This is a genomic window from Erwinia sp. V90_4 (assembly GCF_029967685.1).
In the GTDB taxonomy this organism is placed as follows: Bacteria; Pseudomonadota; Gammaproteobacteria; order Enterobacterales; family Enterobacteriaceae; genus Erwinia; species Erwinia aphidicola.
Genome location: NZ_JASCAQ010000040.1, coordinates 119,958 through 143,641 on the forward strand (window position 1 = coordinate 119,958; position 23,684 = coordinate 143,641).

Here is a 23,684-nt window from a genome sequence, read left to right on the forward strand (position 1 = left end):
AACCTCTCACCTGCGCTTTCTGCGCGGGTTCATTGTGCGATTTCAGGAAATCTTAGCCACACGGCTTCAACACCGCCAGGTAGCCATAATTTTTTCCCCAGCTCAATCCAGGGACAGGGCTGATGGAAGTCAGACCCCTGCGACGCCGCCAGCTGATAATCCTGTGCATAGCGCGCCAGCTGGCTGCGCTCGTTCGGAGCCTGCTGGCACTGCGCCACTTCCATCGCTTCGCCACCCTGCTCGCTGAAATGCGCCAGCAGGCGCTTCAGCCACTTAGCCGACAGCCCGTAACGCGCCGGATGGGCAAGCACGCTACGGCCGCCAGAATGATGAATAGCATCAATAGCTTGTTTAATTGTACACCACTGTGGCGGCGCATAGCCGGTTTTGCCACGCGCCAGGTAGTTTTTGAATACCTGCTGCATGTTGTCTGCTTTGCCCTGCGCGATAAGAAAACGGGCGAAGTGACCACGGGTAATCGCCCCGCCTTCGGCCAGCGCCAGCGCCCCCTCAAGCGCGCCGGGAATATGCGCTTTCTCCAGCCGCTCAGCAATCAGCTGCGCCCGCGCCATGCGCCGCTCGGCCTGCTGCGCCAGAAACGCCACCATCACCGGGTGTTCGATATCAATTCCCAAGCCAACAATATGGATTTCGTGGTTTTCCCACAGGGTGGAGATTTCCACACCGTTAATCAGCTGGAGTGGCAATTGATGCTGAGCAATCGCCTCACGCGCGGCTGAAATACCTGCGGTGGTGTCATGGTCAGTAATGGCCAGCACGCCCACACGGTGCTCTACTGCCCGCAATACCAGCTGCTCCGGGGTCAAAAGACCATCGGAAGCGCGAGTGTGGCTGTGGAGATCGTAAATAGGGAAAGAACTGACTGAGGTGGCGACTGCTGTCAAAACGGCTCCGGAAAACGCGGGGAAGTATCGCAGCATGATACCGACATTTGCCACTGAGGGAAAAAGAGTATTGACTTTTTTGCCGCGAACCAGTTAACTAGTACGCAAGTTCACAAGCAAAGGTGTCTGTATCATGACGTATTCATTCTCTCTGATGACTGGTTGGTGGCACACTTCACCCTGAACGGGCGAAGCTGTCATGCACGGTTAATACGCAGTGCAGATACTTAAGCCCGCCTACCGCGGGCTTTTTTTTGAGCAAAAAACAGAGAACATCACATGCAAAATGCCAAACCTACAGTGAAGTTGATTACCGGCAACGCACCTTACCGTGAAGATCCCGCTGCGGTCTTTCATCAGCTTTGCGCGGCGCGCACTGAAACCCTGCTGCTGGAATCAGCCGACGTCGACAGCAAATGCAACCTGAAAAGCCTGCTGATTGTTGACAGCGCCCTGCGTCTCAGCGCGCTGGATAATCGCGTGCAGGTGCAGGCGCTGTCGGAAAATGGCCGTGCTCTGCTACCGCTGCTGGATGCTGCCCTGCCCGCCAGCGTTGAGAACCACGTGCGTCCGGACGGGCGTGAGCTGGTATTTCCCGTTAATGCTGAAATCCAGGATGAAGATTCCAACCTGCGCGCTTTGTCGGTATTTGACGCGCTGCGCCTGATCCCACAGTTGGTGAATGCCCCGGCAGAAGAGCGCGAAGCGGTGCTGCTGGGCGGCCTGTTCGCTTACGACCTGGTTGCCGGTTTCGAAGCGCTGCCGGCGCTGAAAAACGAACAGCGCTGCCCGGATTACTGTTTTTACCTCGCTGAAACCCTGCTGGTAATCGACCATCAGACGCAGAGCGCACGCCTGCAGGCCAGCCTGTTCACGCACCAGCCGTCCGAGTTTATGCGCCTGCAAAGCCGCATCGAACAGCTGCACAGCCAGATGCAGCAGGCTGCCACGCCGCTGCCAGTGCAGAAAGTGGAAAGCATGAGCCTGAGCATCAGCCAGAGTGATGAAGACTACTGCGCGGTGGTGCGCGAAATGCAGGAAGCGATCCGCGTCGGCGAGATCTTCCAGGTGGTGCCGTCGCGCCGCTTCTCCCTGCCGTGCCCGTCGCCGCTGGCCGCCTATGACACGCTGAAGAACAGCAATCCCAGCCCGTATATGTTCTTTATGCAGGATCGCCACTTCAGCCTGTTCGGTGCCTCACCGGAAAGCTCGCTGAAATATGACGCGCGCAGCAACCAGATTGAAATCTATCCGATTGCCGGAACCCGCCCGCGCGGACGTCATGCGGATGGTTCGCTGGACCGTGACCTCGACAGCCGTATCGAGCTTGAGATGCGTACCGATCATAAAGAGATGGCTGAACACCTGATGCTGGTTGACCTGGCGCGCAACGACCTGGCGCGTATCTGCCAGCCGGGCACCCGCTATGTCGCGGATTTGACCAAAGTGGACCGCTACACCTTCGTGATGCACCTTGTCTCACGCGTGGTCGGCCAGCTGCGTAACGATATCGACGTGCTGCACGCCTACCGCGCCTGTATGAATATGGGCACCCTGAGCGGCGCGCCGAAAGTACGCGCCATGCAGCTGATTGCCAAAGCCGAGGGGACGCGACGCGGCAGTTACGGCGGCGCCGTGGGCTACTTTACCGCCAGCGGGGATCTGGATACCTGCATCGTAATCCGCTCCGCCTATGTTGAAGATGGCGTGGCAACCGTACAGGCCGGTGCCGGCGTGGTTCTTGACTCCAATCCGCAGGCGGAAGCGGATGAAAGCCGCAACAAAGCGCGTGCGGTTCTGCGCGCCATTGCCACTGCTCATCACTGCAAGGAGATTTTCTGATGGCCGATATTCTGCTGCTCGATAACTTCGACTCTTTTACCTATAACCTCGTCGACCAGTTACGCACCTTCGGCCATAACGTGATGGTCTACCGTAACAATGTTCCGGCGCAGACGCTGATTGAGCGCCTGCAACAGATGGAAAATCCGGTACTGATGCTGTCGCCAGGCCCGGGCGCGCCGTCAGAAGCCGGCTGCATGCCGGAGCTGCTGCTCGCGTTACGCGGCCGCCTGCCGATTATCGGCATCTGCCTGGGCCACCAGGCCATCGTGGAAGCCTACGGTGGTCACGTCGGTCAGGCCGGCGAAATCCTGCACGGTAAAGCGTCTGCGATAACCCATGACGATCAGGGCATGTTCGCCGGTCTGAGCAACCCGCTGCCGGTAGCCCGCTACCACTCGCTGGTAGGCAGCAACATTCCTGCCGGGCTGACGGTGAACGCCACCTTCAACGGCATGGTGATGGCCGTGCGCGACGACGCCAACCGCGTCTGCGGTTACCAGTTCCATCCGGAATCGATTCTTACCACCCAGGGGGCACGCCTGCTGGAACAAACCCTCGCCTGGGCGCTGGCGTAATCAAGGAGTTACAAGAGATGCACACTATTCTGGAAAAACTCTTTCAGGCTGAGATCCTGACGCAGGCTGAGAGCCACCAGCTGTTTTCGGCGATTATCACCGGGCAGCTGGAACCTACCCAGCTGGCAGGTGCACTGATTGCGATGAAAGTACGCGGTGAGCAGCCGCAGGAGATTGCCGGGGCCGCGACCGCCCTGCTGGAAGATGCCAAACCCTTTCCGCGCCCCGACTACGCGTTTGCCGATATCGTCGGTACCGGCGGTGACGGCAGCAACAGCATTAACATCTCGACCGCCAGCGCGTTTGTCGCCTCGGCCTGCGGCCTGAAGGTTGCCAAGCACGGCAACCGCAGCGTTTCGAGTAAATCCGGTTCTTCAGATTTGCTGGCAGCCTTTGGCATCAGCCTGGATCTTCCGGCGGAGAAAGCACGCCAGGCGCTGGACGATCTCAATGTCTGCTTCCTGTTTGCGCCGCAGTACCACAGCGGATTCCGCCATGCGATGCCGGTACGTAAAGAGTTGAAAACCCGCACTATCTTTAACGTGCTCGGCCCGCTGATCAACCCGGCGCGTCCGCCGCTGGCGGTGATTGGCGTTTACAGCCCGGAGCTGGTGCTGCCGGTAGCACAAACGCTAAAAGTGCTGGGCTATCAGCGCGCTGCCGTAGTGCACGGTGGCGGCATGGATGAAGTGGCGCTGCACAGCGCAACCCACGTGGCGGAGCTGCGCGACGGTGACATCACCAGCTACCAGCTGACGGCGGAGGACTTCGGTCTGAGCAGCCATCCGCAGGAGGCGCTGGCCGGGGGCACGCCGGAAGAAAATCGTGACATTCTGGCGCGTTTACTCCAGGGTAATGGCGAGCTGGCTCATGAAGAAGCCGTGGCGGCCAACGTCGCCCTGTTGCTGAAAATTTTTGGCCATGAAGATTTGCGACAAAATGCTCAGCAGGCGCTGGAAACCATCCGCAGCGGCCGTGCCTACGAGCAGGTTGTCGCCCTGGCAGCAAGGAGATAATCATGCAGGAAACCGTACTGAATAAAATCGTCCAGGATAAAGCTATCTGGCTGGCAGAGCGCCAGCAGCAGCAGCCCCTGGCCACCTTCCAAAATGAGATCGTCCCCTCAACGCGCGGCTTTTATCATGCGCTACAGGGCGCCCGCACCGTGTTTATTCTGGAGTGCAAAAAAGCCTCCCCGTCGAAGGGTCTGATCCGTGAAGACTTTGACCCGGCGGTTATCGCTGGCGTCTACCAGCATTATGCCTCGGCGATTTCAGTGCTGACTGACGAGAAGTACTTCCAGGGAAGCTTTGATTTTCTGCCGATTGTCAGCAAAGCCGTGACCCAGCCGGTGCTGTGTAAAGACTTTATTATCGACCCTTATCAGATCTATCTGGCGCGCTATCACCAGGCCGATGCCATTTTGCTGATGCTGTCGGTGCTCGACGACGAGCAGTATCGCCAGCTCTCTGCCGTGGCGCATAGCCTGCAGATGGGCGTGCTGACCGAAGTGATCAGTGATGAAGAGCTGGAGCGCGCCACTGCGCTGGGCGCGAAGGTGGTCGGCATTAATAACCGCGACCTGCGCGATCTCTCTATCGATCTGGACCGCACCCGCCGCCTGGCGCCGAAAGTGGCGCACGGGGTCACGGTGATCAGCGAGTCCGGCATTAACAGTTACGCGCAGGTACGTGAGCTTAGCCACTTCGCCAACGGCTTCCTGATTGGCTCTGCCCTGATGTCAGAAGAGGATCTTACCGCCGCCGTGCGCCGGGTGATCCTTGGTGACAATAAGGTGTGCGGACTGACGCGGGCCGAAGATGCCCGCTGCGCACTGGAGGCCGGGGCGAATTATGGTGGGCTGATCTTTGCCGAAGGTTCACCGCGTAAAATCGATAGCGCTCAGGCTGCGGCCGTGATGGCGGGCGGCGCGCTAAAATATGTTGGCGTTTTCCGCAATAACAGCATCAGTGACATTGTCACTAAAGCGCAGCAGTTGAAGCTGTTTGCCGTACAGCTGCACGGTGAGGAAGATCGCCAATTTGTCAGCCAGCTGCGCGCAGAACTTCCGGCCAGCGTGAAGATCTGGAAAGCCTTCAGCATAGGTTCCAGCCTGCCCGCCCGCGACTGGCCGCACGTTGACCGCTATGTGTTTGATAACGGCAGTGGCGGCAGCGGCCAGCAGTTTAACTGGCAGCTGTTGCAGGGTGAGAAACTCGATAACGTGCTGCTGGCCGGTGGTCTTGGGGCGGATAACTGCGTTCAGGCCGCTCAGCTCGGCTGTGCAGGCCTCGACTTTAATTCCGGCGTGGAGAGTGCCCCCGGAATTAAGGATGCCGGTAAAATTGCTTCAGTGTTTCAGACGCTGAAAGCCTACTGATATAAGAGAAGCGATCATGACTAAGTTAAATCCCTATTTTGGTGAGTTTGGTGGCATGTACGTGCCGCAGATCCTGATGCCGGCTCTGGAACAGCTGGAAGACGCCTTTATCAGCGCCCAAAGCGACCCGGAATTCCAGGCTGAATTTACCGACCTGCTGAAGAACTATGCAGGGCGCCCAACGGCGCTGACGCTGTGTAAGAATCTCACCAAAGGCACCCAAACTCGCCTGTATCTGAAGCGAGAAGATCTGCTGCACGGCGGCGCGCACAAAACTAACCAGGTACTCGGTCAGGCGCTGCTGGCAAAACGCATGGGTAAAAACGAAATCATTGCTGAAACCGGAGCCGGTCAGCACGGGGTTGCCTCGGCCCTCGCCAGCGCCCTGCTGGGCCTGAAATGCCGCATTTACATGGGTGCAAAAGATATTGAGCGCCAGTCGCCAAACGTGTTCCGTATGAAGCTGATGGGCGCGGAAGTGATCCCGGTGCACAGCGGCTCTGCCACGCTGAAAGATGCCTGTAACGAAGCGCTGCGCGACTGGTCCGGCAGCTATGAAACCGCGCACTATATGCTCGGCACTGCCGCCGGTCCACACCCGTTCCCGACCATTGTGCGTGAGTTCCAGCGTATGATCGGCGAAGAGACGAAAGCGCAGATTCTGGAGAAAGAAGGCCGCCTGCCGGATGCCGTCATCGCCTGCGTTGGCGGCGGGTCGAACGCCATCGGCATGTTTGCCGACTTTATTGATGAGAGCAGCGTCGGCCTGATCGGCGTCGAGCCTGCTGGCCACGGTATTGAAAGCGGTGAACACGGTGCGCCACTCAAGCATGGCCGCGTCGGCATCTACTTCGGTATGAAGTCGCCAATGATGCAGACCGCAGACGGTCAGATTGAAGAGTCGTATTCCATCTCCGCCGGCCTGGATTTCCCCTCCGTCGGACCGCAGCACGCTTACCTGAACAGCATTGGCCGCGCTGAATACGTCTCGATCACCGACGACGAAGCCATGGATGCGTTCAAAACGCTGTGCCGCAGCGAAGGGATTATCCCGGCGCTGGAATCTTCCCACGCGCTGGCTCATGCCCTGAAGATGATGAAAGCCGACCCTGAGAAAGAGCAGCTGCTGGTGGTCAACCTCTCCGGCCGTGGCGATAAAGATATTTTCACCGTGCATGACATTCTGACCGCGAAGGGAGAAATCTGATGGAACGTTACGATAGCTGTTTCAAACGTCTGGCAGAGCGTAAAGAAGGCGCTTTTGTGCCCTTCGTCACCCTGGGCGACCCAACGCCGGAACTCTCGCTGCAGATTATCGATGCGCTGGTGGCCGGTGGTGCCGATGCGCTGGAGCTGGGCATTCCCTTCTCCGATCCGCTGGCGGATGGTCCGACTATCCAGAATGCTAACCTGCGTGCCTTTGCGGCTGGCGTGACGCCGTCACAATGCTTCGAAATGCTGGCCGCCATCCGCCAGAAATACCCGGAGCTGCCAATCGGCCTGCTGATGTACGCGAACCTGGTATTTTCCAACGGCATCGACAACTTCTATGCCCGCTGCCAGCAGGTTGGCGTCGACTCGGTGCTGGTTGCCGACGTGCCAATTGAAGAGTCTGCCCCGTTCCGTCAGGCGGCGCTGCGCCACAACGTCGCGCCAATCTTTATCTGCCCGCCGAACGCCAGTGACGATCTGCTGCGTGAAATTGCCTCCCACGGCCGGGGTTACACCTATCTGCTGTCGCGTGCCGGGGTGACCGGCTCGGAAACGCGCGCCAATCTGCCGCTTAAGCATCTGGTCGATAAACTGCGCGAGTACCATGCTGCTCCGGCGCTGCAGGGCTTTGGTATTTCTGAAGCGTCGCAGGTGCAGGAAGCGGTGGGTTGCGGCGCAGCCGGCGCTATCTCTGGCTCTGCCATTGTGAAAATCATCGAGAAAAACCTGGCACAGCCGGAAGTGATGCTCGCTGAGCTGACCGCTTTCGTTAGCAAACTGAAAGCCGCAACGCGCTAAGCAGAATCCATGCCTTATCTCCTGGATAAGGCATTATATTCTTTCAATTTTCCCCGCATAACCATTTGCATTTCTGGCAAACCTCGCTAAAAATCTATAGATACCGATGAATGTGTCGGTTAAAGCCTTATGATGATGACAGGGAGATTACATAGTGAAATGGTTCAAAGTCTTATCAGGTGTGGTTATTGCAGCCGTAGTGGCTCTGTCAGTGAGTGCCTGTGCGCCTACGGCAACTAAAGAGGGAACCGGAGGTTATATTGACGACACCGTCATTACGACCAAGGTAAAATCAACCCTGCTGGCCGATGACTCGCTGAAGTCGACGGAGATCAATGTTGAGACCTTCAAAGGACGCGTTCAGCTGAGTGGATTTGTCAGCTCACCGCAGATGGCTAACCGTGCCGTCGGCATTACGCGCGGCGTGGCGGGTGTAAAATCTGTTGTGAATAATATGCAGATTAAATAACCGTTCTGAATGGCTTAAAAGGCGCGAATTTCGCGCCTTTTTGCATTTTAGCGCTTCAGAAAGTGTAGCCCGCGCCGAAGAAGAACACCCACGGATTAATATGCGTATCAATACTCTGGCGGCCTGCCGCCGCAGAGTCGAAGCGCACTTTGGTGTTGATATCCATGTACCACAGCGAGGCGTTAATCAGCCAGTCAGGCGTTAACTGATAGTCAAGACCTACCTGCCCCGCTAAACCCCAGGAGTTTTTCACGCTGAGATTGCTTAATCCCGCATCACGCCCGGTCTGGTTAAAGTCGGTGTCATAAAACATAGTGTAGTTGACCCCGACGCCCGCATAAGGCTGCCACTTACTGCTGTTACCCATTGGGTACCACTGTGCCATCAGCGTTGGCGGCAACTGGTGAACCGTTGCCAGCGTGCCGGTCGCCTGCAGGCCAACATGGTGTTTAAACGGCGTCGCACCCAGCAGTTCCACGCCAATGTAATCGGTGGCCATATAGGTGAAGGTCAGGCCCATCTGGGTGTTGTTATCAATGTTGAACTCACCCAGGCCCATTACGTCATCCGACCCTCCGGTCGGGCGCACGGTCGCGGAACCGACACGCATAAAGAAATCCCCAGCCTGGTGGGCTGATGCGGCGACGGGCAGTAAGCTCATTACGGCGAGTACCAGCGCTTTCAATTTCATAACCACTCCTTTTTTCTGCAAATTATTGTAAGCATGCGACCTGCTTTGAGGCCTTGATGCGTTTTTAGCCGACCTATATTTACCCTGATTTACCGGCGAGATCATGCAAATCAATTAACAAAAAGTTTATATAAAACATAGAGTTGATTTGGATCAATTTTCACGGGTTTTGGCGGTGAAGTGAGCCAGATAAAAACAGCGCAACCAGCATGGCTGAAGTCAACAAGCGCGGAATGGCGGTAATACCTTCTTAAATCGAAAGTTATGTCAATCTGGGTGCCAGCACCCTGCCAGACCATGTACAATCGCCGGGTCTATAACACCGGCCTTTCAAGGAGAGTACATGTCTATCACGGCGGGTTCGCTATACCGTGACACGGGGAATTTCTTCCGCCATCAGTCGGTCACTATTGTGCTGATGGCGCTGTTAACTTCGTTTATTACTATGCTTATCGGCAAGGCATTCACGCCAGGCGCTGATGAGATGCAGATCCTCGGTGAAGGCGCTGCGGGTTCCGCCAGCAGCCTGATGGAGATGATCCGTAATATGTCCCCCGAACAGCAGCAGGTACTGCTGCACGCTTCCGCTGCCGGTACTTTTGCTTCACTGGTAGGTAATGTCCTGCTGCTGGGCGGCATGCTGAGCCTGATCCCGCTGGCGTCATCCGGCCAGCGCATCAGCGCGCTGCGGGCTATTGGCGCATCCGCTCCGCGCTTACCGGCACTGCTGCTGCTCACCATCCTGATGACCGTGCTTATCCAGCTCGGCTTTATGGTGCTGGTGATTCCCGGCGTGCTGCTGGCCGTTACCCTGGCACTCTCCCCGATCATCCTGATGACCGAAAAAGTGGGAGTGATCGCCTCTATGCGCGCCAGCATGCGTCTCGGCTGGAGCCAGATGAAACTGATCGCCCCGGCGGTGATTTTATGGATTGTGGCGAAACTGGTGGTGCTGCTGCTGGCCTCCTCGCTGCTGGTGCTGCCGCCGGACGTCGCTTCTGTAGTGCTCAACGCGCTCAGCAACCTGGTTTCAGCCATACTGATTATCTATTTGTCACGCCTGTATATGCTGTTACGTTAATTAACCTGGAATGCCTCGACAGAGGCATTCTGCTGGATAATGATATTTCGCATTCGTCTGTTATTTGGAAGCCGCTATGAAGCAGTTACTCGACTTTCTTCCCCTCGTGGTGTTTTTTGTTTTCTACAAGCTTTACGACATCTATGTTGCCTCCGGCGCACTGATTGCCGCCTCCGCGCTGGCACTGGCGGCGGGCTGGCTGCTTTATCGTAAAGTTGAAAAGATGTCGCTGGTGACCTTCGCGCTGGTTGCGGTGTTTGGCACGCTGACGATTGCGCTGCACAACCCGGACTTTATTAAGTGGAAAGTCACTATCATCTATGGCCTGTTCACCGCTGCGCTGCTGTTCAGCCAGTGGTTTATGAAACAGCCGCTGATCCAGAAGATGCTGGGGAAAGAACTTCAGCTGCCTGAATTCGCCTGGCGCCGCCTGAATATCGCCTGGGCACTGTTCTTCCTCGCCTGCGGCCTCGCGAATATCTATGTCGCCTTCTGGCTGTCGCAGGATATCTGGATTAACTTTAAAGTCTTTGGCCTGAGCGCCCTGACGCTCCTGTTTACGCTACTGAGCGGCGTCTACATTTATCGTCTGATGCCACAACAAGAAGAAAAATAACCCATCATTGCCCGGACATTTACCCCGGGCGAATTGAATGACCGGAAGCAAGCAATTCGAGAGCACACAATGAGCGAACAACAACGATTACCGCAGGGCGAAATGGTGCTGCGTACGCTGGCGATGCCTGCAGACACCAACGCCAACGGCGATATCTTCGGCGGCTGGCTGATGTCACAGATGGATATGGGTGGCGCTATTCTGGCGAAAGAGATAGCGGAAGGTCGCGTGGTCACCGTGCGCGCCGACGGCATGACCTTTCTGAAACCGGTCGCGGTGGGTGATGTCGTCACCTGCCATGCGCGCTGTATCAAAACCGGTACCAGCTCCATCACCATCAATATCGAGGTGTGGATCAAGAAGGTGTCGTCTGAACCCATTGGCCAGCGCTACTGCACCACCGAAGCGGTGTTTATCTATGTTGCCGTCGACCCGGAGGGCAAACCGCGGCCGCTACCCGCCGATAAGAGCCACTTTGAGCTCGACCCGCAGGTATAAAAAAAAGGGCTTTCGCCCTTTTTTTTATTCGATGGATGTCCCACCGTTGATCTTAAACACGATATTCATCGTCAGGTCTTTGCCAGGCTTACCGGCTTCATAGCGCCATTTGCGCATCGCCTGTTTCACTTCACGCTCAAACATGTTGCGCGGTTCGGCCGACAGAATGCGCACATTATCTACCTGGCCGGCGCTGTCGACGTCAAACTGCACCCGCACACGCCCTTCCACCCGCAGGGCAAAAGCACGCGCCGGATAGGCTGGCTTACCAACGGTTAATGCCCGTGGCCCGGTTGAGACGGCGGTAGACGGCGCCTGGGAGGTCTTCGGCGCGGTGGACGGCTTACTCTGCTCAACGGGTTTAGTCTCCTGTGGCGCGGCTGCCGGGCGTGGTTTCACCTCTTTCTTCGGCTTGACCACCTCTTTCTTCACCGGCTTCGGTTTTGGCTTCGGCTTTGGCTCCGGTTTAGGGATCGGTACCGGCTCTGGCTTAGGCGGTTCAGGCACCGGTTCCGGTTCCGGTTCTGGCTCAGGTTCTGGTACCACTTCAGGCGGGGCTGGCTGCGGTTCCGGCTGCACTTCAGGTGCCACTAACGACACGCTGATAGGCTGAGACGCTTTCGGCATTTCGACCACCTGATGAAATGAGGCATACAGCAGTGCCCCGATCGCTAAACCATGCAGTACGACCGAAATCAGCAATGGTAAAGGTGAGCGGCGAGGTAGTTCAGTTGTCAGCGTCGTCATAATCTTTCTGGTCAAAATGTGAAGCGTTGATTTTAAATGCAAATAGCAATCAATTTCAATAAGCACGCACGCTGATTCGTCGATTTCACCTTTAAAACGCCGCAGGCTGACCTTTATCAAGGCCAGATACGCTTTAGTTTGCACAAATGTTAACGATCACTTAACGTGATGCCGAATCTCATCCCCAGACAGGAGTTCTGAAGGTGCTCTACGTAATTTACGCTGAAGATAATAGTGACTCACTGGAAAAACGCACGGCCGTGCGCCCTGCTCACCTTGCCCGCCTGCAGCTGCTGCGTGATGAAGGTCGTCTGATTATTGCCGGCCCGATGCCCGCGGTAGACAGTAACGAGCCTGGCGTTGCCGGTTTCAGCGGTTCAACCATTATTGCCGAGTTCCCATCGCTGGAAGCCGCGCAGTCCTGGGCGCAGGATGATCCCTATATTGCTGCCGGGGTATATAAGCAGGTTGCTATTAAGCCGTTTAAACGCGCTTTCTGATTAAACAGCCCGGGGATCTCGCCATCGCCGGGCCTGTTACCCGCTTCAGGGAATCTGTGTAATAAACAAAATAGAACGGCGTTGCTGCTGGCTCACCTGATGGCGGAAAGAGTGCATACGTCCGTAGCGACGAGACTGCCCCTCCAACCAACGCGACCGACGCCGCTGAACCTGCCGCAACATGCGCCAGCGCGCCACCTCATTTCTACTTCGTCTCATTACACCCTCTGATTGACCCAGGAAAAACTCGCGACGCAGTATAGACCTTTATCAATCCTCACCAGGTCCGATCTCTTTATTCCTTAAAGTGTGGTTAAAGGTTTCCTGTACTGTCATCTGCACGTAAACTCCATTTAATTGCCGCGTGAACAGGATTTTCACTTAATGACCACCTTTTATACCGTAATGAGCTGGCTGCTGGTGTTTGGTTATTGGTTGCTAATTGCCAGTGTCACCCTGCGTATCCTGATGAAGCGGCGCGCAGTGCCCTCCGCCATGGCCTGGCTGTTAATTATCTATATTATTCCGCTGGTTGGCATCATTGCTTATCTCTCATTCGGTGAGCTGCACCTTGGCAAACGGCGTGCCGAGCGCGCGCGCACCATGTGGCCTTCTACCGCCCGCTGGCTAACCGATCTCAAAGCCAGTCACCATATTTTTGCCGAAGATAACAGCGATGTGGCCCGTTCACTGTTTCAGCTATGTGAAAACCGTCAGGGCATTGCCGGGGTGAAAGGTAATCAGCTCCAGCTGCTCACCAGCACCGATGACACCCTGCGCGCGCTGGTGCGTGATATTCAGCTGGCACGTCATAATATCGAGATGGTGTTCTATATCTGGCAGCCCGGTGGGCAGGCGGATGAAGTGGCTGAAGCGCTAATGGCGGCGGCGCGGCGCGGCGTTCACTGCCGCCTGATGCTGGACTCGGCGGGCAGCGTCGAATTCTTCCGCAGCCCATGGGCAGCGATGATGCGCAGCGCGGGTATCGATTTAGTCGAGGCGCTAAAAGTGAGCCTGCTGCGCGTTTTCCTGCGCCGTATGGATCTGCGCCAGCACCGCAAAGTGGTGCTGATCGACAACTATATCGCCTATACCGGCAGCATGAACCTTGTTGACCCACGCTACTTCAAGCAGAACGCTGGCGTCGGCCAGTGGGTTGACCTGATGGCACGTATGGAAGGCCCGGTCGCCACCACACTGGGCATTATTTACTCCTGCGACTGGGAAATTGAGACCGGCAAGCGCATTTTGCCGCCTCCGCCAGATGACAATGTGATGCCGTTTGAGCAGGAGAGCGGCCATACCATTCAGGCGATCGCTTCCGGCCCTGGCTTCCCGGAGGATATGATCCATCAGGCACTGTTAACCGCCGTCTATTCAGCGCGCGAACAGCTGATCATGACCACCCCCTACTTTGTTCCGAGCGACGACCTGCTGCATGCTATCTGCACCGCGGCTTATCGTGGCGTTGATGTCAGTATTATCGTGCCGCGCCGCAACGACTCGCTGCTGGTGGGCTGGGCCAGCCGCGCCTTCTTTGGCGAGCTGCTGGACGCCGGGGTGAAGATCTATCAGTTTGAAGGCGGTCTGCTGCACACCAAGAGTATTCTGGTAGATGGTCAGCTCAGCCTGGTGGGCACCGTGAATCTCGATATGCGCAGCCTGTGGCTCAACTTTGAAATTACGCTGGTGATTGATGACGATGGTTTTGGCAGCGATCTGGCCCGGGTGCAGGAGGATTATATCGCACGATCCAGACTGGTTGATGGTCAACGCTGGTCGCGCCGCGCATACTGGCAGCGTATCGTAGAACGACTGTTTTACTTCTTCAGCCCATTGCTGTAAAACGAGCGAAAATGCACAGCGCCCAAGGGGCAACACAGGAATTTTTATGGACCTAAATAACCGCCTTACCGAAGATGAAACCCTGGAACAGGCCTACGACATCTTTCTTGAGCTGGCCGTCGATAACCTCGACCCGGCGGACGTGATTCTGTTTAATCTGCAGTTTGAGGAGCGCGGTGGTGCAGAGCTGTATGACCCGGCAGAGGACTGGGCTGAACACGTCGATTTCGACCTTAACCCGGACTTTTTCGCTGAAGTGGTGATTGGCCTGGGCGAAGAGGATGGCGAACCGATTACCGATGTCTTTGCCCGCGTACTGCTGTGCCGCGAGAAGGACCACAAGCTGTGCCACATCCTTTGGAAGGAATAAATCCTCGTCATATTTTCCCCTGATCCTGCGTTGGCTGCCTCGGTTCACCCCGGTCACTGACTTCAGTAAGCTCCCGGGGATTCACCTTGTTGCCGCCTTGTCTCAGCGCAAAATATTTAGAGGATTTGGTATGTCATATTTTCCCCCGATCCTGCGTTTGCTGCCTCAGTTCACCCCGGTCACTGACTTCAGTAAGCTCCCGGGGATTCACCTTGTTGCCGCCTTGTCTCAGCGCAAAATATTTAGAGGATTGGGTATGTCATATTTTCCCCCGATCCTGCGTTGGCTTCCTCGGTTCACCCCGGTCACTGACTTCAGTAAGCTCCCGGGGATTCACCTTATTGCCGCCTTGTCTCAGCGCAAAATATTTAGAGGATTGGGTAGGTCATTAAAGCGGGTCCACTTTCAGGCAGGAGACCGCATGGCGGAAACTGCCCTCCAGCAGCGGACGCGTTTTGGCGCATTCCGGCCCGGCAATCGGGCAGCGGGTGCGGAACACGCAGCCTGAAGGCGGATTGATCGGCGACGGCAGTTCACCTTCCAGCAGCTGTATCGTCTTGTTGCGCTCAAGGTCCGGGTCCGGGATCGGCACCGCTGACATTAATGCACGCGTGTAAGGGTGCTGCGGGTTCTGATACACCTCATCGTAAGTTCCCAGCTCCACAGCATGCCCCAGATACATCACCAGCACGCGGTCAGAAATATGCTTCACCACCGCCAGATCGTGGGCGATGAAGATCAGCGATAGCCCCATTTCACGCTGCAGCTGTTGCAGCAGGTTTACCACCTGCGCCTGAATCGACACATCGAGTGCGGACACCGGCTCATCGCAGATAATCAGCTTCGGCTCCAGGATCAGCGCGCGCGCAATGCCTATACGCTGGCACTGGCCGCCGGAGAACTCGTGCGGATAGCGGTTGATCAGGTTGGGCAGTAACCCCACCTTCATCATCATCGCCTTCACGCGCTCTTTCACTTCCTGGCGCGGCATCTTCGGATGATAGGTGCGCAGCGGTTCGGCGATAATCTCGCCGATGTTCATACGCGGGTTCAGTGAGGCCAGCGGATCCTGGAAAATCATCTGAATATCGCTGCGTGCAGCGCGCCATTCGTCTGCGCTCTGCCCCAGCAGGTCGCGCCCCAGCCAGGCAACGCGCCCTTCTGTCGCTTTCACCAGGCCGATAATCGCCCGCGCCAGCGTGGATTTCCCGCAGCCGGACTCACCGACCACGCCGAGGGTTTCCCCCTCATACAGACGCAGGCTGACGCCGTCGACCGCCTTCAGCGTTTTTGGCGGCTGCCAGAACCACTGCCGACCATCTTTGATGTCGAAATGCACTTTGAGATCGGCAATTTCCAGCAGAACTTTCTTCTCAGCAACCGTTGTCATACCAACTCCTCCACGGGCTTAAAGCAGGCGCGCAGTCGGCCTTCGCCGAACGCTTCCAGCGGCGGTGCGCTGGCGCAGATATCCATCGCGTGCGGGCAGCGCGGCTGGAACGGACAGCCCTTTGGCAGACGCGACAGGTTCGGCGGGTTGCCCGGGATCGTCAGCAGCGAGTCGCCCTCGTCGGCATCCAGACGCGGCACGGCATTGAGCAGGCCGATGGAGTACGGATGTGAAGGCCGATAGAAGACATCGCGCGCTTTACCATATTCCATGGTGCGCCCGGCATACATCACCAGCACCTGATCGCAGATCCCGGCCACCACGCCGAGGTCGTGGGTGATCATAATAATCGCGGTATTGAACTCGCGCTTCAGCTCGTTCAGCAGCGTCATAATTTGCGCCTGCACCGTCACGTCGAGCGCGGTGGTCGGCTCATCGGCAATCAGCAGCTTAGGACGGCACAGTAGCGCCATGGCGATCATCACGCGCTGACGCATCCCGCCAGAAAATTCATGGGGGAACATTTTCATGCGCTTACGCGCTTCCGGCATTTTCACCGCGTCGAGCATGCGCACAGACTCTTCAAACGCCTGCGCGCTGTTCATCCCCTTATGCAGCTGCAGCACTTCCATCAGCTGCTCACCGACGCGCATGTACGGGTTCAGCGAGGTCATCGGGTCCTGGAAGATCATCGCGATCTGCTCGGCGCGCAGCTTATTCAGCTTGTTCTCCGGCAGGTTGAGGATCTCGCTGCCGTTAAAGCGGGCCGAGCCGCCAATGCGCCCGTTGCTGGCCAGCAGGCCCATCAGGGCAAACGCGGTCTGCGATTTTCCGGACCCGGATTCGCCGACGATCCCTAAAGTTTCCCCGGCGCTGAGGCTGAAGTTAAGGTCGTTAACCGCCGTGACATCCCCATCCGGGGTGCTAAAGGTCACGCGCAGGTCTTTAACATCCAGCAGACGTTGGCTTTCCCTGGTTTTGGCCATTGCTGGCTGTAATTCAATCGTGCTCATCGGGAACTCCTTAACGATCTTTCGGGTCGAGGGCATCACGCAGGCCATCGCCAATAAAGTTGAAACAGAACAGGGTGACGACCAGGAAGCCGGCCGGGTAAAGCAGCAGCCACGGCGACACTTCCATCGAGTTAGCGCCGTCGCTCAGCAAAGCGCCCCAGCTGCTGAGCGGCTCCTGAGTACCGAGCCCCAGGAAGCTTAAGAAGGACTCGAACAGGATCATGCTGGGCACCAGCAGTGAGGCATACACCACCACCACGCCGAGCACGTTCGGGACGATATGGCGCAGTACGATATTCATCGTCGATACCCCGCCCACTTCTGCCGCTTCAATAAACTCTTTGCGCTTCAGGCTCAGGGTCTGGCCGCGCACGATACGCGCCATATCCAGCCATGACACCATGCCAATGGCGACGAAAATCAGCAGGATATTCTGACCAAACAGCGTCACCAGCAGGATAACGAAGAACATAAACGGGAAGGAGTTGAGGATCTCCAGCAGGCGCATCATCACCGAGTCGGTTTTGCCGCCCAGATAACCCGCCAGCGTGCCGTACAGCGTGCCGAGCACCACAGCAACCAGCGCCGCGGCAATCCCCACCATCAGTGAGATACGTCCGCCAATCGCCACACGCACCAGCAGGTCGCGCCCGGAGGAGTCGGTGCCCATATAGTGACCGGAGGTCAGGTCCGGCGCGGCCGACATCATCGCCCAGTCGGTGTCATCGTAGGTAAACTGCGACAGCATCGGTGCAAAGGTGACAAACAGAGCCACCAGCAGCAGCACAAACAGGCTGGCAACCGCCGCACGGTTATGGATAAAGCGGCGGCGCGCATCCTGCCAAAGGCTGCGCCCTTCCACTTCGAGTTTTTCAGTGAAGTTATCCAGAGCTTCGCTGTTTTTTTTACTTAAAATCATTGCCAGCTCCCGGATTAATAACGAATCTTTGGATCGATAACGGCATACAGCACGTCAACAATCGCGTTAAACAGAATGGTTAACGCCCCAACCAGAATAGTCAGGCTTAACACCAGCGAATAGTCACGGTTCAGCGCGCCATTGACAAATAGCTGACCGATACCCGGCAGACCATAAATCGTCTCGATAACCATTGAACCGGTAATAATGCCGACAAAGGCCGGGCCGAGATAAGAGAGAACCGGCAGCAGCGCGGGCTTCAGCGCGTGGCGCAGTACGATGCGGTGCATCGGCAGCCCTTTCGCGCGCGCGGTGCGGATAAAGTTGGAGTGCAAGACTTCGATCATCGAACCTCGGGTGATGCGCGCAATGCTGGCAATATAGGCCAGGGAGAGCGCCACCATCGGCAGGATCATATATTTCAGCGCCCCGCCGTTCCAGCCGCCGCCCGGCAGCCATTTCAAGGTGATCGAGAACAGCAGCACCAGCAGTGGCGCCACCACAAAGCTCGGAATAACGATGCCGGTCATGGCGACCCCCATCACCGCATAGTCCCATTTGCTGTTCTGCTTGAGGGCGGCGATAACGCCAGCCGTCACGCCAAACACCAGAGCAAACAGAAAGGCCGCAGCGCCCAGCTTGGCGGATACGGGGAATGAACCCGCCACCAGGTCATTGACCGAATAGTCTTTGTATTTAAACGACGGTCCAAAGTCCCCATGCGCCAACTGCTGGAGATAGTTGAGATACTGTTTCCACATCGGATCGTTTAAATGATATTTGGCTTCGATATTAGCCATCACTTCCGGGGTCAACGTACGTTCACCGGTAAACGGGCTGCCGGGTGCCATACGCATCATGAAAAAGGAGATGGTAATCAGAATAAAGAGCGTCGGAATCGCTTCGAGAAAACGACGCAGTATAAATTTTAACATTGCCCGTACCTGCTGGCTTTACACCGCAGGGGCGAACCCCTGCGGTGACATTGCTTTAAAAGAGCAGCATCGCCGCCCGAATTGTTAGTGCTTGATAATGTACAGATCTTTATCGTGGCTGTTATCCAGTGGATCTTTACCGGTATAACCACCAACGTAAGGCTTCACTAAACGCAGGTTTTTGTAGTAGTAGACCGGCACGATGGCGGAATCTTTATCGAGCTGCTTCTCCGCTTCGGCGTAAACTTCCGCGCGTTTCGCTTCATCACTCGCGCTCAGTGCCGTTGACATAATTTTGTCAAATGCCGGGCTCTTATAGTGCGAGGTGTTGTTGCTGCTGTCTGACAGCATGATGTTCAGGAAGCTGGTCGGTTCGTTGTAGTCAGCACACCAGGCCGCACGCGCCACATCGAAGTTACCCTGATGGCGAGTATCGAGGAAGGTTTTCCACTCCTGGTTCTGCAGCTTAACGTTGACACCGAGGTTTTTCTTCCAGATGGAGGCTGCAGCAATCGCCAGTTTTTTATGCAGATCGGAGGTGTTATACAGCAGGTCGAACGTCAGCGGTTTGTCGGCAGTGTAACCGGCTTCCGCCAGCAGTTTTTTCGCCTCTTCGTTACGTTTTTCCTGGGTCCAGCTCATCCACTCTGGCTTATCCAGCTTGATGCCGTCGGTGAATGGCGGTGTGAAGCTGTAGGCGGGATCTTCATCCTGCGCTTTCACTTTGTTGACGATGATATCGCGGTCCAGGCCCAGCTTGAGCGCGGTACGCACGCGCGCATCGTTAAATGGTGCCTTTTGGTTGTTGATCTCATAGTAGTAAGTACAGAGATACGGATCGGCGTGGATCTCTTTCGGGATCTCTTTTTTCAGCTTCTGGTAAAGCTCGATTGGCAGGTAGTTGTAGGTAATATCGCTGCCGCCGCTGCGGTAGCGGTTGGTGTCGGTGACTTCAGACGGGATCGGCAGGAAAGTGACCTGATTCAGGATGGTGTGCGCGTTATCCCAGTACTCAGGGTTACGCTCAACCACGATGCGCTCGTTCACCACCCACTCTTTCAGTTTGAAGGCACCGTTACCAACGAAGTTTGCAGGCTGGGTCCACTTCTCGCCAAATTTCTCTACCGCTGGCTTGTACACCGGCGACATAGATGGATGGATCAGCAGCTTATAGAAATAGGGAACTGCATCGCTCAGCGTCACTTCCAGGGTGTGAGCGTCCAGTGCTTTAACGCCGAGGGTATCAGGCGTTTTTTTACCGGCAATGATGTCATCCACATTCAGCAGATGGCCGTACTGCAGATAGCTGGCGTAAGGGGACGCTGTTTTCGGGTCGGCCAGGCGCTGCCAGCTGTAAACGAAATCCTGCGCGGTCACCGGCTCGCCGTTTGACCACTTGGCGGTGTTACGCAGGTGGAATATCCAGACTTTACCGCCGTCTTTGTTTTCCCATGATTCCGCAACGCCAGGGATGATTTTCCCGTCCGCATCGTTAATCACCAGGCCTTCAAGCACATCACGGTTAACGTTAGATTCCGGGACGCCTTCAATTTTGTGCGGGTCAAGCGACTGCAGCTCAGCACCGTTACCTCTGACCAGCTCCTGCTTATCTGCCAGCTGAACGCCCGCCGGTACATTGGCGGCATAGGCCATATTGCCAGTCAGCGCGGCCATAACGCCTGCGGCGATCAAAGTTTTTTTCGTGATGTTGATCATCTTATTACCTACTCCAGTTTTTATTAATGCCAACGTGTGCCGGGCACCGTGGCTACCCCCGTTTGCGGGAAAACTTCACCGGGTAGAGGAACGATTCCACCCGGCTTGTCTTTTTTTATTTCATCGGTACTGCTTTGCTATCACCCTTTACCGCCCGGCAGAGCCGCACGGTTTAGTGACTGGTTATATAAAAGTATTTAACATCGGTAAGGTCCTGCGGATCTTTACCGGTAAAGCCCCCTACCCACGGCTTCACCAGCCGCGCACTCACCCGGTAGTAGACCGGCACAATGGCAGAATCCTTATCCAGCTGCTGCTCCGCTTGCTGATAGACGGTTGCCCGCTCGGCGTCATCACTCATGTTGAGCGACTGCGCCATCAGTTGGTCAAACGCCGGGCTGCGGTAAAAAGCCGTATTGGTTGAGGAGTCGCTCAGCAACATAGTGAGGAAGGTAGAGGGTTCATTATAGTCGGAACACCAGGTGGCGCGGGCCACGTCATAATTCCCCTGATGACGAGTATCAAGCATGGTTTTCCACTCCTGATTCTGTAACGTCACGTCGGCACCGAGATTCTTTTTCCACATCGATGCGGCCGCAATGGCCTGCTTTTTATTGACGTCAGAGGTGTTATACAGCAGTGAGAAACGCAGCGGTTTTGACGCGCTGTAGCCCGCCTGCGCGAGCAACGCTTTAGCCTGCTGGTTCCGTTCATCCTGCGTCAGGTGGAACCACTGCGGTGCGCTGAACTGCGCGCCGTCAGTAAACGGCGGCGTCAGGCTCCATGCCGGGATCTGCCCCTGGCCCATCACTTTCCCGGTAATGATGTCGCGGTCGAGGGTCAGCTTCACCGCGGTGCGCACGCGCGCATCGTCAAACGGCGGACGGCGGTTATTCAGTTCATAGTAGAAGGTACAGAGATAAGGACTGACTCTGACCTGCGGGCCAAGCTCTTTTTTCAGCTGCTGAAAACGCTCGGGCGGCAAGGCGCTGTTAGTGATATCAATTTCCCCGCTGCGATAGCGGTTAACATCGCTGGTTTCGGAGACGATCGGTAAGAATGTCACCTGCTCAATCACCGTCTTACCGTTGTTCCAGTAGTGCGGATTGCGCTTGAGCACAATTTTTTCATTGATCACCCAGTCGCTCAGGGTATAAGCCCCATTCCCCACGTAGTGCGCAGGCAAAGTCCACTTCTCCCCCCAGCGTTCAATCGCAGCCCGGTTGACCGGTTTCAACGCGGTGTGTGCCGCCATAGCAAGGAAATAAGGGACCGGCTGACTGAGCGTGACCTGGAAGTGACGATCGTCGAGCGCTTTCACCCCGAGATCGCTGGCCGGGCGTTTACCCGCCAGGATCTCATCAACGTTAGCCACGTGAGCGGCCTGCAGATAGCTGGCATAAGGCGATGCGGTTTTAGCGTCCACCAGCCGCTGCCAGCTGTAGACGAAATCGCCGGCCGTGACGGGTTCGCCGTTGCTCCACTTCGCATCTGGCCGCAGGGTAAAGGTCCAGACCTTACCCTGCTCGCTGCTCCAGCTTTGTGCCACGCCGGGCACCAGGTGGCCGTTGTTGTCGGTGCTGACCAATCCTTCCAGCAGATTGAGGATCACATCGGTCTCGGGCACCCCTTCTGTTTTTTGCGGGTCGAGAGATGAAACTTCAGTGCCATTGTTGATCACCAGATTTTGCTGCTTGCTCAGGCTGACCCCGTCCGGAACGTCAGCTGCCACGGCGTTGAGAGTGATAAGGCCCAGCAGTAACCCTGTTCCGCTCGCGATGTGGCGTAATGATGTAAAACATTTCATTCAGCTAAAACCCTGTGTGGTGATACCAACGACTACCGTCAGAACTGCCGGGACGGATGAGGTTAACGTTTTGCACATCTGGTGCCAGTTTTTATCAACTGGCAGAAAAATTATCAGAAGGGGGACATTTGCGCTAAAGCAAAATAACAAAAATGTTAACCAATTCTCTTTTATCATGAGAAAAAGCAGGGGCAAAGTGTTATTTAGCATTGTGAAATAACGGCTAAGCTTATGAAAGAAAATGAATTTAATGACTAAAACCTGACTTTCGAACATAAATAAAGCGATTTCAAAGCAAAAAATAAGCAAATTTTGCCGGAAACACTAAATTCGTCACAAAAATTCCGGGTTTTGCCGGGCGACTAGCATTAAATTTTGATAAATCCGTCTCTCACCGCCAGATTGAAATGTAATAAATCTCACAAACGGTGGTAACTAAGCGATTGAACCGGCAGTTGCAGTAATTACATTAATAATCAGCGACCTCAATTAAGCGCCATGAATAATTGCACCATAATGATGCGGCTGCACGGTAAGTTGACCTGATATAGTGCACCACAAGAATACAGAGATAAAAAAAGCGCAGAATATGCGCTTTAATATGATTATTTCAGAATTAAAACAGGCTAGTTGACCAGCCCCGGGAACAACGCTTTTATCCCGGTCACCACAAACTCTATTCCTAACGCCATCAATAGCAATCCCATAATACGGGTCACCACGTTAATTCCAGTCTGCCCCAACACTCTGACCATTAACGGTGCAGCGCGAAAGCAGAGCCAGCAGCAGAAGGCAAACAGCGCGATCGCCACGCTAAAGCCCAGCAGGTTTTGCCAGCTGTGGTAGCGCGTACTCCAGACAATCGTCGAACTGATCGCCCCCGGTCCCGCCATCAACGGCAGCGCCAGCGGTACGACCCCGATGCTCTCCCGGTTAGCCGTTTCTGACTTCTCCTGTTTATTCTGCTTATCTTCGCCCAGTTTGCCGCTGATCATCGACATCGCAATGGTGACGACCAGAATGCCGCCCGCAATACGAAATGAGTCGATAGAGATCCCGAAAATGTGCAGGATGCCGTCGCCGAGGAATAGCGCCGTCCAGAGGATAATCGCCACGGACAGGTTGGCGGTCAGGTTGGTTTTATTGCGCGCTGCCGGAACCTGATAGCTGGTCATGCTGATAAAAACAGGAATGATCCCCACCGGGTTGACCAGCGCGAACAGGCCAACGAAAAATTTAATATATCCAGAGAGGTCTAAAAGTGCAGGATTCACACCATGCTCCTGTTGGGCTGATTGATGGGCGCTAATGTAATTCAAATCCGTGATAATGACTATCCCCCGCCCCCTGGAATATCACGCCATTGTGCTGC

The 23,684-nt window shown here is 55.8% G+C and carries 22 protein-coding genes, 1 pseudogene and 1 other annotated feature; of the genes and pseudogenes, 12 read left to right on the forward strand and 11 right to left on the reverse strand.

What is annotated here, in order from left to right:
* Positions 1-29 precede the first annotated feature (29 nt).
* Positions 30-905 (reverse strand): PHP domain-containing protein, encoded by an 876-nt coding sequence (locus QLG07_RS07160; RefSeq protein WP_048915950.1) that lies wholly within the window; start codon positions 903-905, stop codon positions 30-32.
* A 157-nt stretch (positions 906-1,062) separates the two neighbouring features.
* Positions 1,063-1,161: a sequence feature (Trp leader region), on the forward strand.
* 23 nt (positions 1,162-1,184) lie between these two features.
* On the opposite strand from QLG07_RS07160, the gene QLG07_RS07165 reads away from it, so the two are divergent.
* The 6 genes and pseudogenes from QLG07_RS07165 (at position 1,185) to QLG07_RS07190 (ending at position 8,184) form a co-directional block, all read left to right on the forward strand.
* Entirely contained in the window at positions 1,185-2,747 is a 1,563-nt protein-coding gene (locus tag QLG07_RS07165; protein ID WP_099754613.1) for an anthranilate synthase component 1, read from the forward strand.
* Positions 2,747-4,341: pseudogene (gene trpD / locus QLG07_RS07170) on the forward strand (bifunctional anthranilate synthase glutamate amidotransferase component TrpG/anthranilate phosphoribosyltransferase TrpD). The gene QLG07_RS07165 and the pseudogene trpD overlap by 1 nt, the downstream one beginning before the upstream one ends.
* A gap of 2 nt (positions 4,342-4,343) precedes the next feature.
* Positions 4,344-5,705, forward strand: coding sequence for a bifunctional indole-3-glycerol-phosphate synthase TrpC/phosphoribosylanthranilate isomerase TrpF (trpCF, locus tag QLG07_RS07175; protein ID WP_099754612.1), 1,362 nt, complete (start codon positions 4,344-4,346; stop codon positions 5,703-5,705).
* A gap of 13 nt (positions 5,706-5,718) precedes the next feature.
* Positions 5,719-6,912 (forward strand): tryptophan synthase subunit beta, encoded by a 1,194-nt coding sequence (gene trpB / locus QLG07_RS07180; protein WP_099754611.1) that lies wholly within the window; start codon positions 5,719-5,721, stop codon positions 6,910-6,912.
* The gene (trpA, locus tag QLG07_RS07185) at positions 6,912-7,715 is read left to right on the forward strand and encodes a tryptophan synthase subunit alpha (RefSeq protein ID WP_191149370.1); all 804 of its coding nucleotides are present in this window, start codon (positions 6,912-6,914) and stop codon (positions 7,713-7,715) included. The genes trpB and trpA overlap by 1 nt, the downstream gene beginning before the upstream one ends.
* A gap of 154 nt (positions 7,716-7,869) precedes the next feature.
* Positions 7,870-8,184 carry a BON domain-containing protein gene (locus tag QLG07_RS07190; RefSeq protein WP_048915943.1) on the forward strand — a complete coding sequence of 105 codons (315 nt, stop codon included), beginning with the start codon at positions 7,870-7,872 and terminating at the stop codon, positions 8,182-8,184.
* A 55-nt stretch (positions 8,185-8,239) separates the two neighbouring features.
* Here the strand turns inward: QLG07_RS07190 and ompW are convergent, their stop codons facing one another.
* On the reverse strand, positions 8,240-8,875 hold the full coding sequence (ompW, locus tag QLG07_RS07195; RefSeq protein ID WP_187497678.1) for an outer membrane protein OmpW: 636 nt from the start codon (positions 8,873-8,875) through the stop codon (positions 8,240-8,242).
* A 343-nt stretch (positions 8,876-9,218) separates the two neighbouring features.
* Here ompW and QLG07_RS07200 point away from each other — a divergent pair, with 343 nt between their 5' ends.
* From QLG07_RS07200 to yciA, 3 genes are all read left to right on the forward strand, one after another.
* On the forward strand, positions 9,219-9,956 hold the full coding sequence (locus QLG07_RS07200) for a YciC family protein (protein WP_282468878.1): 738 nt from the start codon (positions 9,219-9,221) through the stop codon (positions 9,954-9,956).
* 76 nt (positions 9,957-10,032) lie between these two features.
* Entirely contained in the window at positions 10,033-10,572 is a 540-nt protein-coding gene (locus tag QLG07_RS07205) for a septation protein A (RefSeq protein ID WP_048915940.1), read from the forward strand.
* Positions 10,573-10,641: 69 nt separating this feature from the next.
* Positions 10,642-11,070 (forward strand): acyl-CoA thioester hydrolase YciA, encoded by a 429-nt coding sequence (gene yciA, locus QLG07_RS07210; RefSeq protein ID WP_187497679.1) that lies wholly within the window; start codon positions 10,642-10,644, stop codon positions 11,068-11,070.
* A gap of 24 nt (positions 11,071-11,094) precedes the next feature.
* On the opposite strand, the gene tonB is transcribed toward yciA, so the two are convergent.
* The gene (tonB, locus tag QLG07_RS07215; RefSeq protein WP_048915938.1) at positions 11,095-11,817 is read right to left on the reverse strand and encodes a TonB system transport protein TonB; all 723 of its coding nucleotides are present in this window, start codon (positions 11,815-11,817) and stop codon (positions 11,095-11,097) included.
* A 203-nt stretch (positions 11,818-12,020) separates the two neighbouring features.
* Here tonB and QLG07_RS07220 point away from each other — a divergent pair, with 203 nt between their 5' ends.
* Complete coding sequence (locus QLG07_RS07220; protein ID WP_048915937.1) at positions 12,021-12,317, forward strand: YciI family protein; 297 nt, start codon at positions 12,021-12,023, stop codon at positions 12,315-12,317.
* A gap of 45 nt (positions 12,318-12,362) precedes the next feature.
* On the opposite strand, the gene QLG07_RS07225 is transcribed toward QLG07_RS07220, so the two are convergent.
* Positions 12,363-12,536, reverse strand: a complete 174-nt coding sequence (locus tag QLG07_RS07225) for a YciY family protein (RefSeq protein WP_099753651.1) — start codon at positions 12,534-12,536, stop codon at positions 12,363-12,365.
* Positions 12,537-12,701: 165 nt separating this feature from the next.
* Here QLG07_RS07225 and cls point away from each other — a divergent pair, with 165 nt between their 5' ends.
* A complete protein-coding gene (cls, locus tag QLG07_RS07230; protein ID WP_048915936.1) occupies positions 12,702-14,162 on the forward strand; it encodes a cardiolipin synthase in 1,461 nt (486 codons plus the stop codon).
* 40 nt (positions 14,163-14,202) lie between these two features.
* Positions 14,203-14,532, forward strand: coding sequence for an HI1450 family dsDNA-mimic protein (locus tag QLG07_RS07235; protein ID WP_208864915.1), 330 nt, complete (start codon positions 14,203-14,205; stop codon positions 14,530-14,532).
* 388 nt (positions 14,533-14,920) lie between these two features.
* Here QLG07_RS07235 and oppF read toward each other — a convergent pair whose 3' ends face one another.
* The 7 genes from oppF to QLG07_RS07270 form a co-directional block, all read right to left on the reverse strand.
* Entirely contained in the window at positions 14,921-15,922 is a 1,002-nt protein-coding gene (gene oppF, locus QLG07_RS07240; RefSeq protein WP_048915934.1) for a murein tripeptide/oligopeptide ABC transporter ATP binding protein OppF, read from the reverse strand.
* Positions 15,919-16,935 (reverse strand): ABC transporter ATP-binding protein, encoded by a 1,017-nt coding sequence (locus tag QLG07_RS07245; protein WP_048915933.1) that lies wholly within the window; start codon positions 16,933-16,935, stop codon positions 15,919-15,921. The genes oppF and QLG07_RS07245 overlap by 4 nt, the downstream gene beginning before the upstream one ends.
* A 10-nt stretch (positions 16,936-16,945) precedes the next feature.
* The gene (oppC, locus tag QLG07_RS07250; protein WP_048915932.1) at positions 16,946-17,854 is read right to left on the reverse strand and encodes an oligopeptide ABC transporter permease OppC; all 909 of its coding nucleotides are present in this window, start codon (positions 17,852-17,854) and stop codon (positions 16,946-16,948) included.
* Positions 17,855-17,868: 14 nt separating this feature from the next.
* Positions 17,869-18,789: an oligopeptide ABC transporter permease OppB gene (gene oppB / locus QLG07_RS07255; protein ID WP_048915931.1), complete on the reverse strand. Its 921-nt coding sequence runs from the start codon at positions 18,787-18,789 to the stop codon at positions 17,869-17,871.
* An 84-nt stretch (positions 18,790-18,873) separates the two neighbouring features.
* The gene (gene oppA / locus QLG07_RS07260) at positions 18,874-20,505 is read right to left on the reverse strand and encodes an oligopeptide ABC transporter substrate-binding protein OppA (protein ID WP_048915930.1); all 1,632 of its coding nucleotides are present in this window, start codon (positions 20,503-20,505) and stop codon (positions 18,874-18,876) included.
* 172 nt (positions 20,506-20,677) lie between these two features.
* The gene (locus QLG07_RS07265) at positions 20,678-22,312 is read right to left on the reverse strand and encodes an ABC transporter substrate-binding protein (RefSeq protein ID WP_282468879.1); all 1,635 of its coding nucleotides are present in this window, start codon (positions 22,310-22,312) and stop codon (positions 20,678-20,680) included.
* 626 nt (positions 22,313-22,938) lie between these two features.
* A complete protein-coding gene (locus QLG07_RS07270; protein ID WP_048915928.1) occupies positions 22,939-23,586 on the reverse strand; it encodes a YchE family NAAT transporter in 648 nt (215 codons plus the stop codon).
* Positions 23,587-23,684 lie beyond the last annotated feature (98 nt).

Bases quoted from the DNA above. Each gene is read 5' to 3' on its own strand.
- yciA (WP_187497679.1), top strand. From the start codon at position 10,642: ATGAGCGAACAACAACGATTACCGCAGGGCGAAATGGTGCTGCGTACG.
- QLG07_RS07205 (WP_048915940.1), top strand. From the start codon at position 10,033: ATGAAGCAGTTACTCGACTTTCTTCCCCTCGTGGTGTTTTTTGTTTTC.
- oppB (WP_048915931.1), bottom strand. From the start codon at position 18,789: ATGTTAAAATTTATACTGCGTCGTTTTCTCGAAGCGATTCCGACGCTC.
- trpCF (WP_099754612.1), top strand. From the start codon at position 4,344: ATGCAGGAAACCGTACTGAATAAAATCGTCCAGGATAAAGCTATCTGG.
- trpA (WP_191149370.1), top strand. From the start codon at position 6,912: ATGGAACGTTACGATAGCTGTTTCAAACGTCTGGCAGAGCGTAAAGAA.
- oppF (WP_048915934.1), bottom strand. From the start codon at position 15,922: ATGACAACGGTTGCTGAGAAGAAAGTTCTGCTGGAAATTGCCGATCTC.
- QLG07_RS07225 (WP_099753651.1), bottom strand. From the start codon at position 12,536: ATGAGACGAAGTAGAAATGAGGTGGCGCGCTGGCGCATGTTGCGGCAG.
- QLG07_RS07200 (WP_282468878.1), top strand. From the start codon at position 9,219: ATGTCTATCACGGCGGGTTCGCTATACCGTGACACGGGGAATTTCTTC.
- ompW (WP_187497678.1), bottom strand. From the start codon at position 8,875: ATGAAATTGAAAGCGCTGGTACTCGCCGTAATGAGCTTACTGCCCGTC.
- QLG07_RS07165 (WP_099754613.1), top strand. From the start codon at position 1,185: ATGCAAAATGCCAAACCTACAGTGAAGTTGATTACCGGCAACGCACCT.
- QLG07_RS07245 (WP_048915933.1), bottom strand. From the start codon at position 16,935: ATGAGCACGATTGAATTACAGCCAGCAATGGCCAAAACCAGGGAAAGC.
- QLG07_RS07265 (WP_282468879.1), bottom strand. From the start codon at position 22,312: ATGAAATGTTTTACATCATTACGCCACATCGCGAGCGGAACAGGGTTA.
- cls (WP_048915936.1), top strand. From the start codon at position 12,702: ATGACCACCTTTTATACCGTAATGAGCTGGCTGCTGGTGTTTGGTTAT.
- oppC (WP_048915932.1), bottom strand. From the start codon at position 17,854: ATGATTTTAAGTAAAAAAAACAGCGAAGCTCTGGATAACTTCACTGAA.
- tonB (WP_048915938.1), bottom strand. From the start codon at position 11,817: ATGACGACGCTGACAACTGAACTACCTCGCCGCTCACCTTTACCATTG.
- oppA (WP_048915930.1), bottom strand. From the start codon at position 20,505: ATGATCAACATCACGAAAAAAACTTTGATCGCCGCAGGCGTTATGGCC.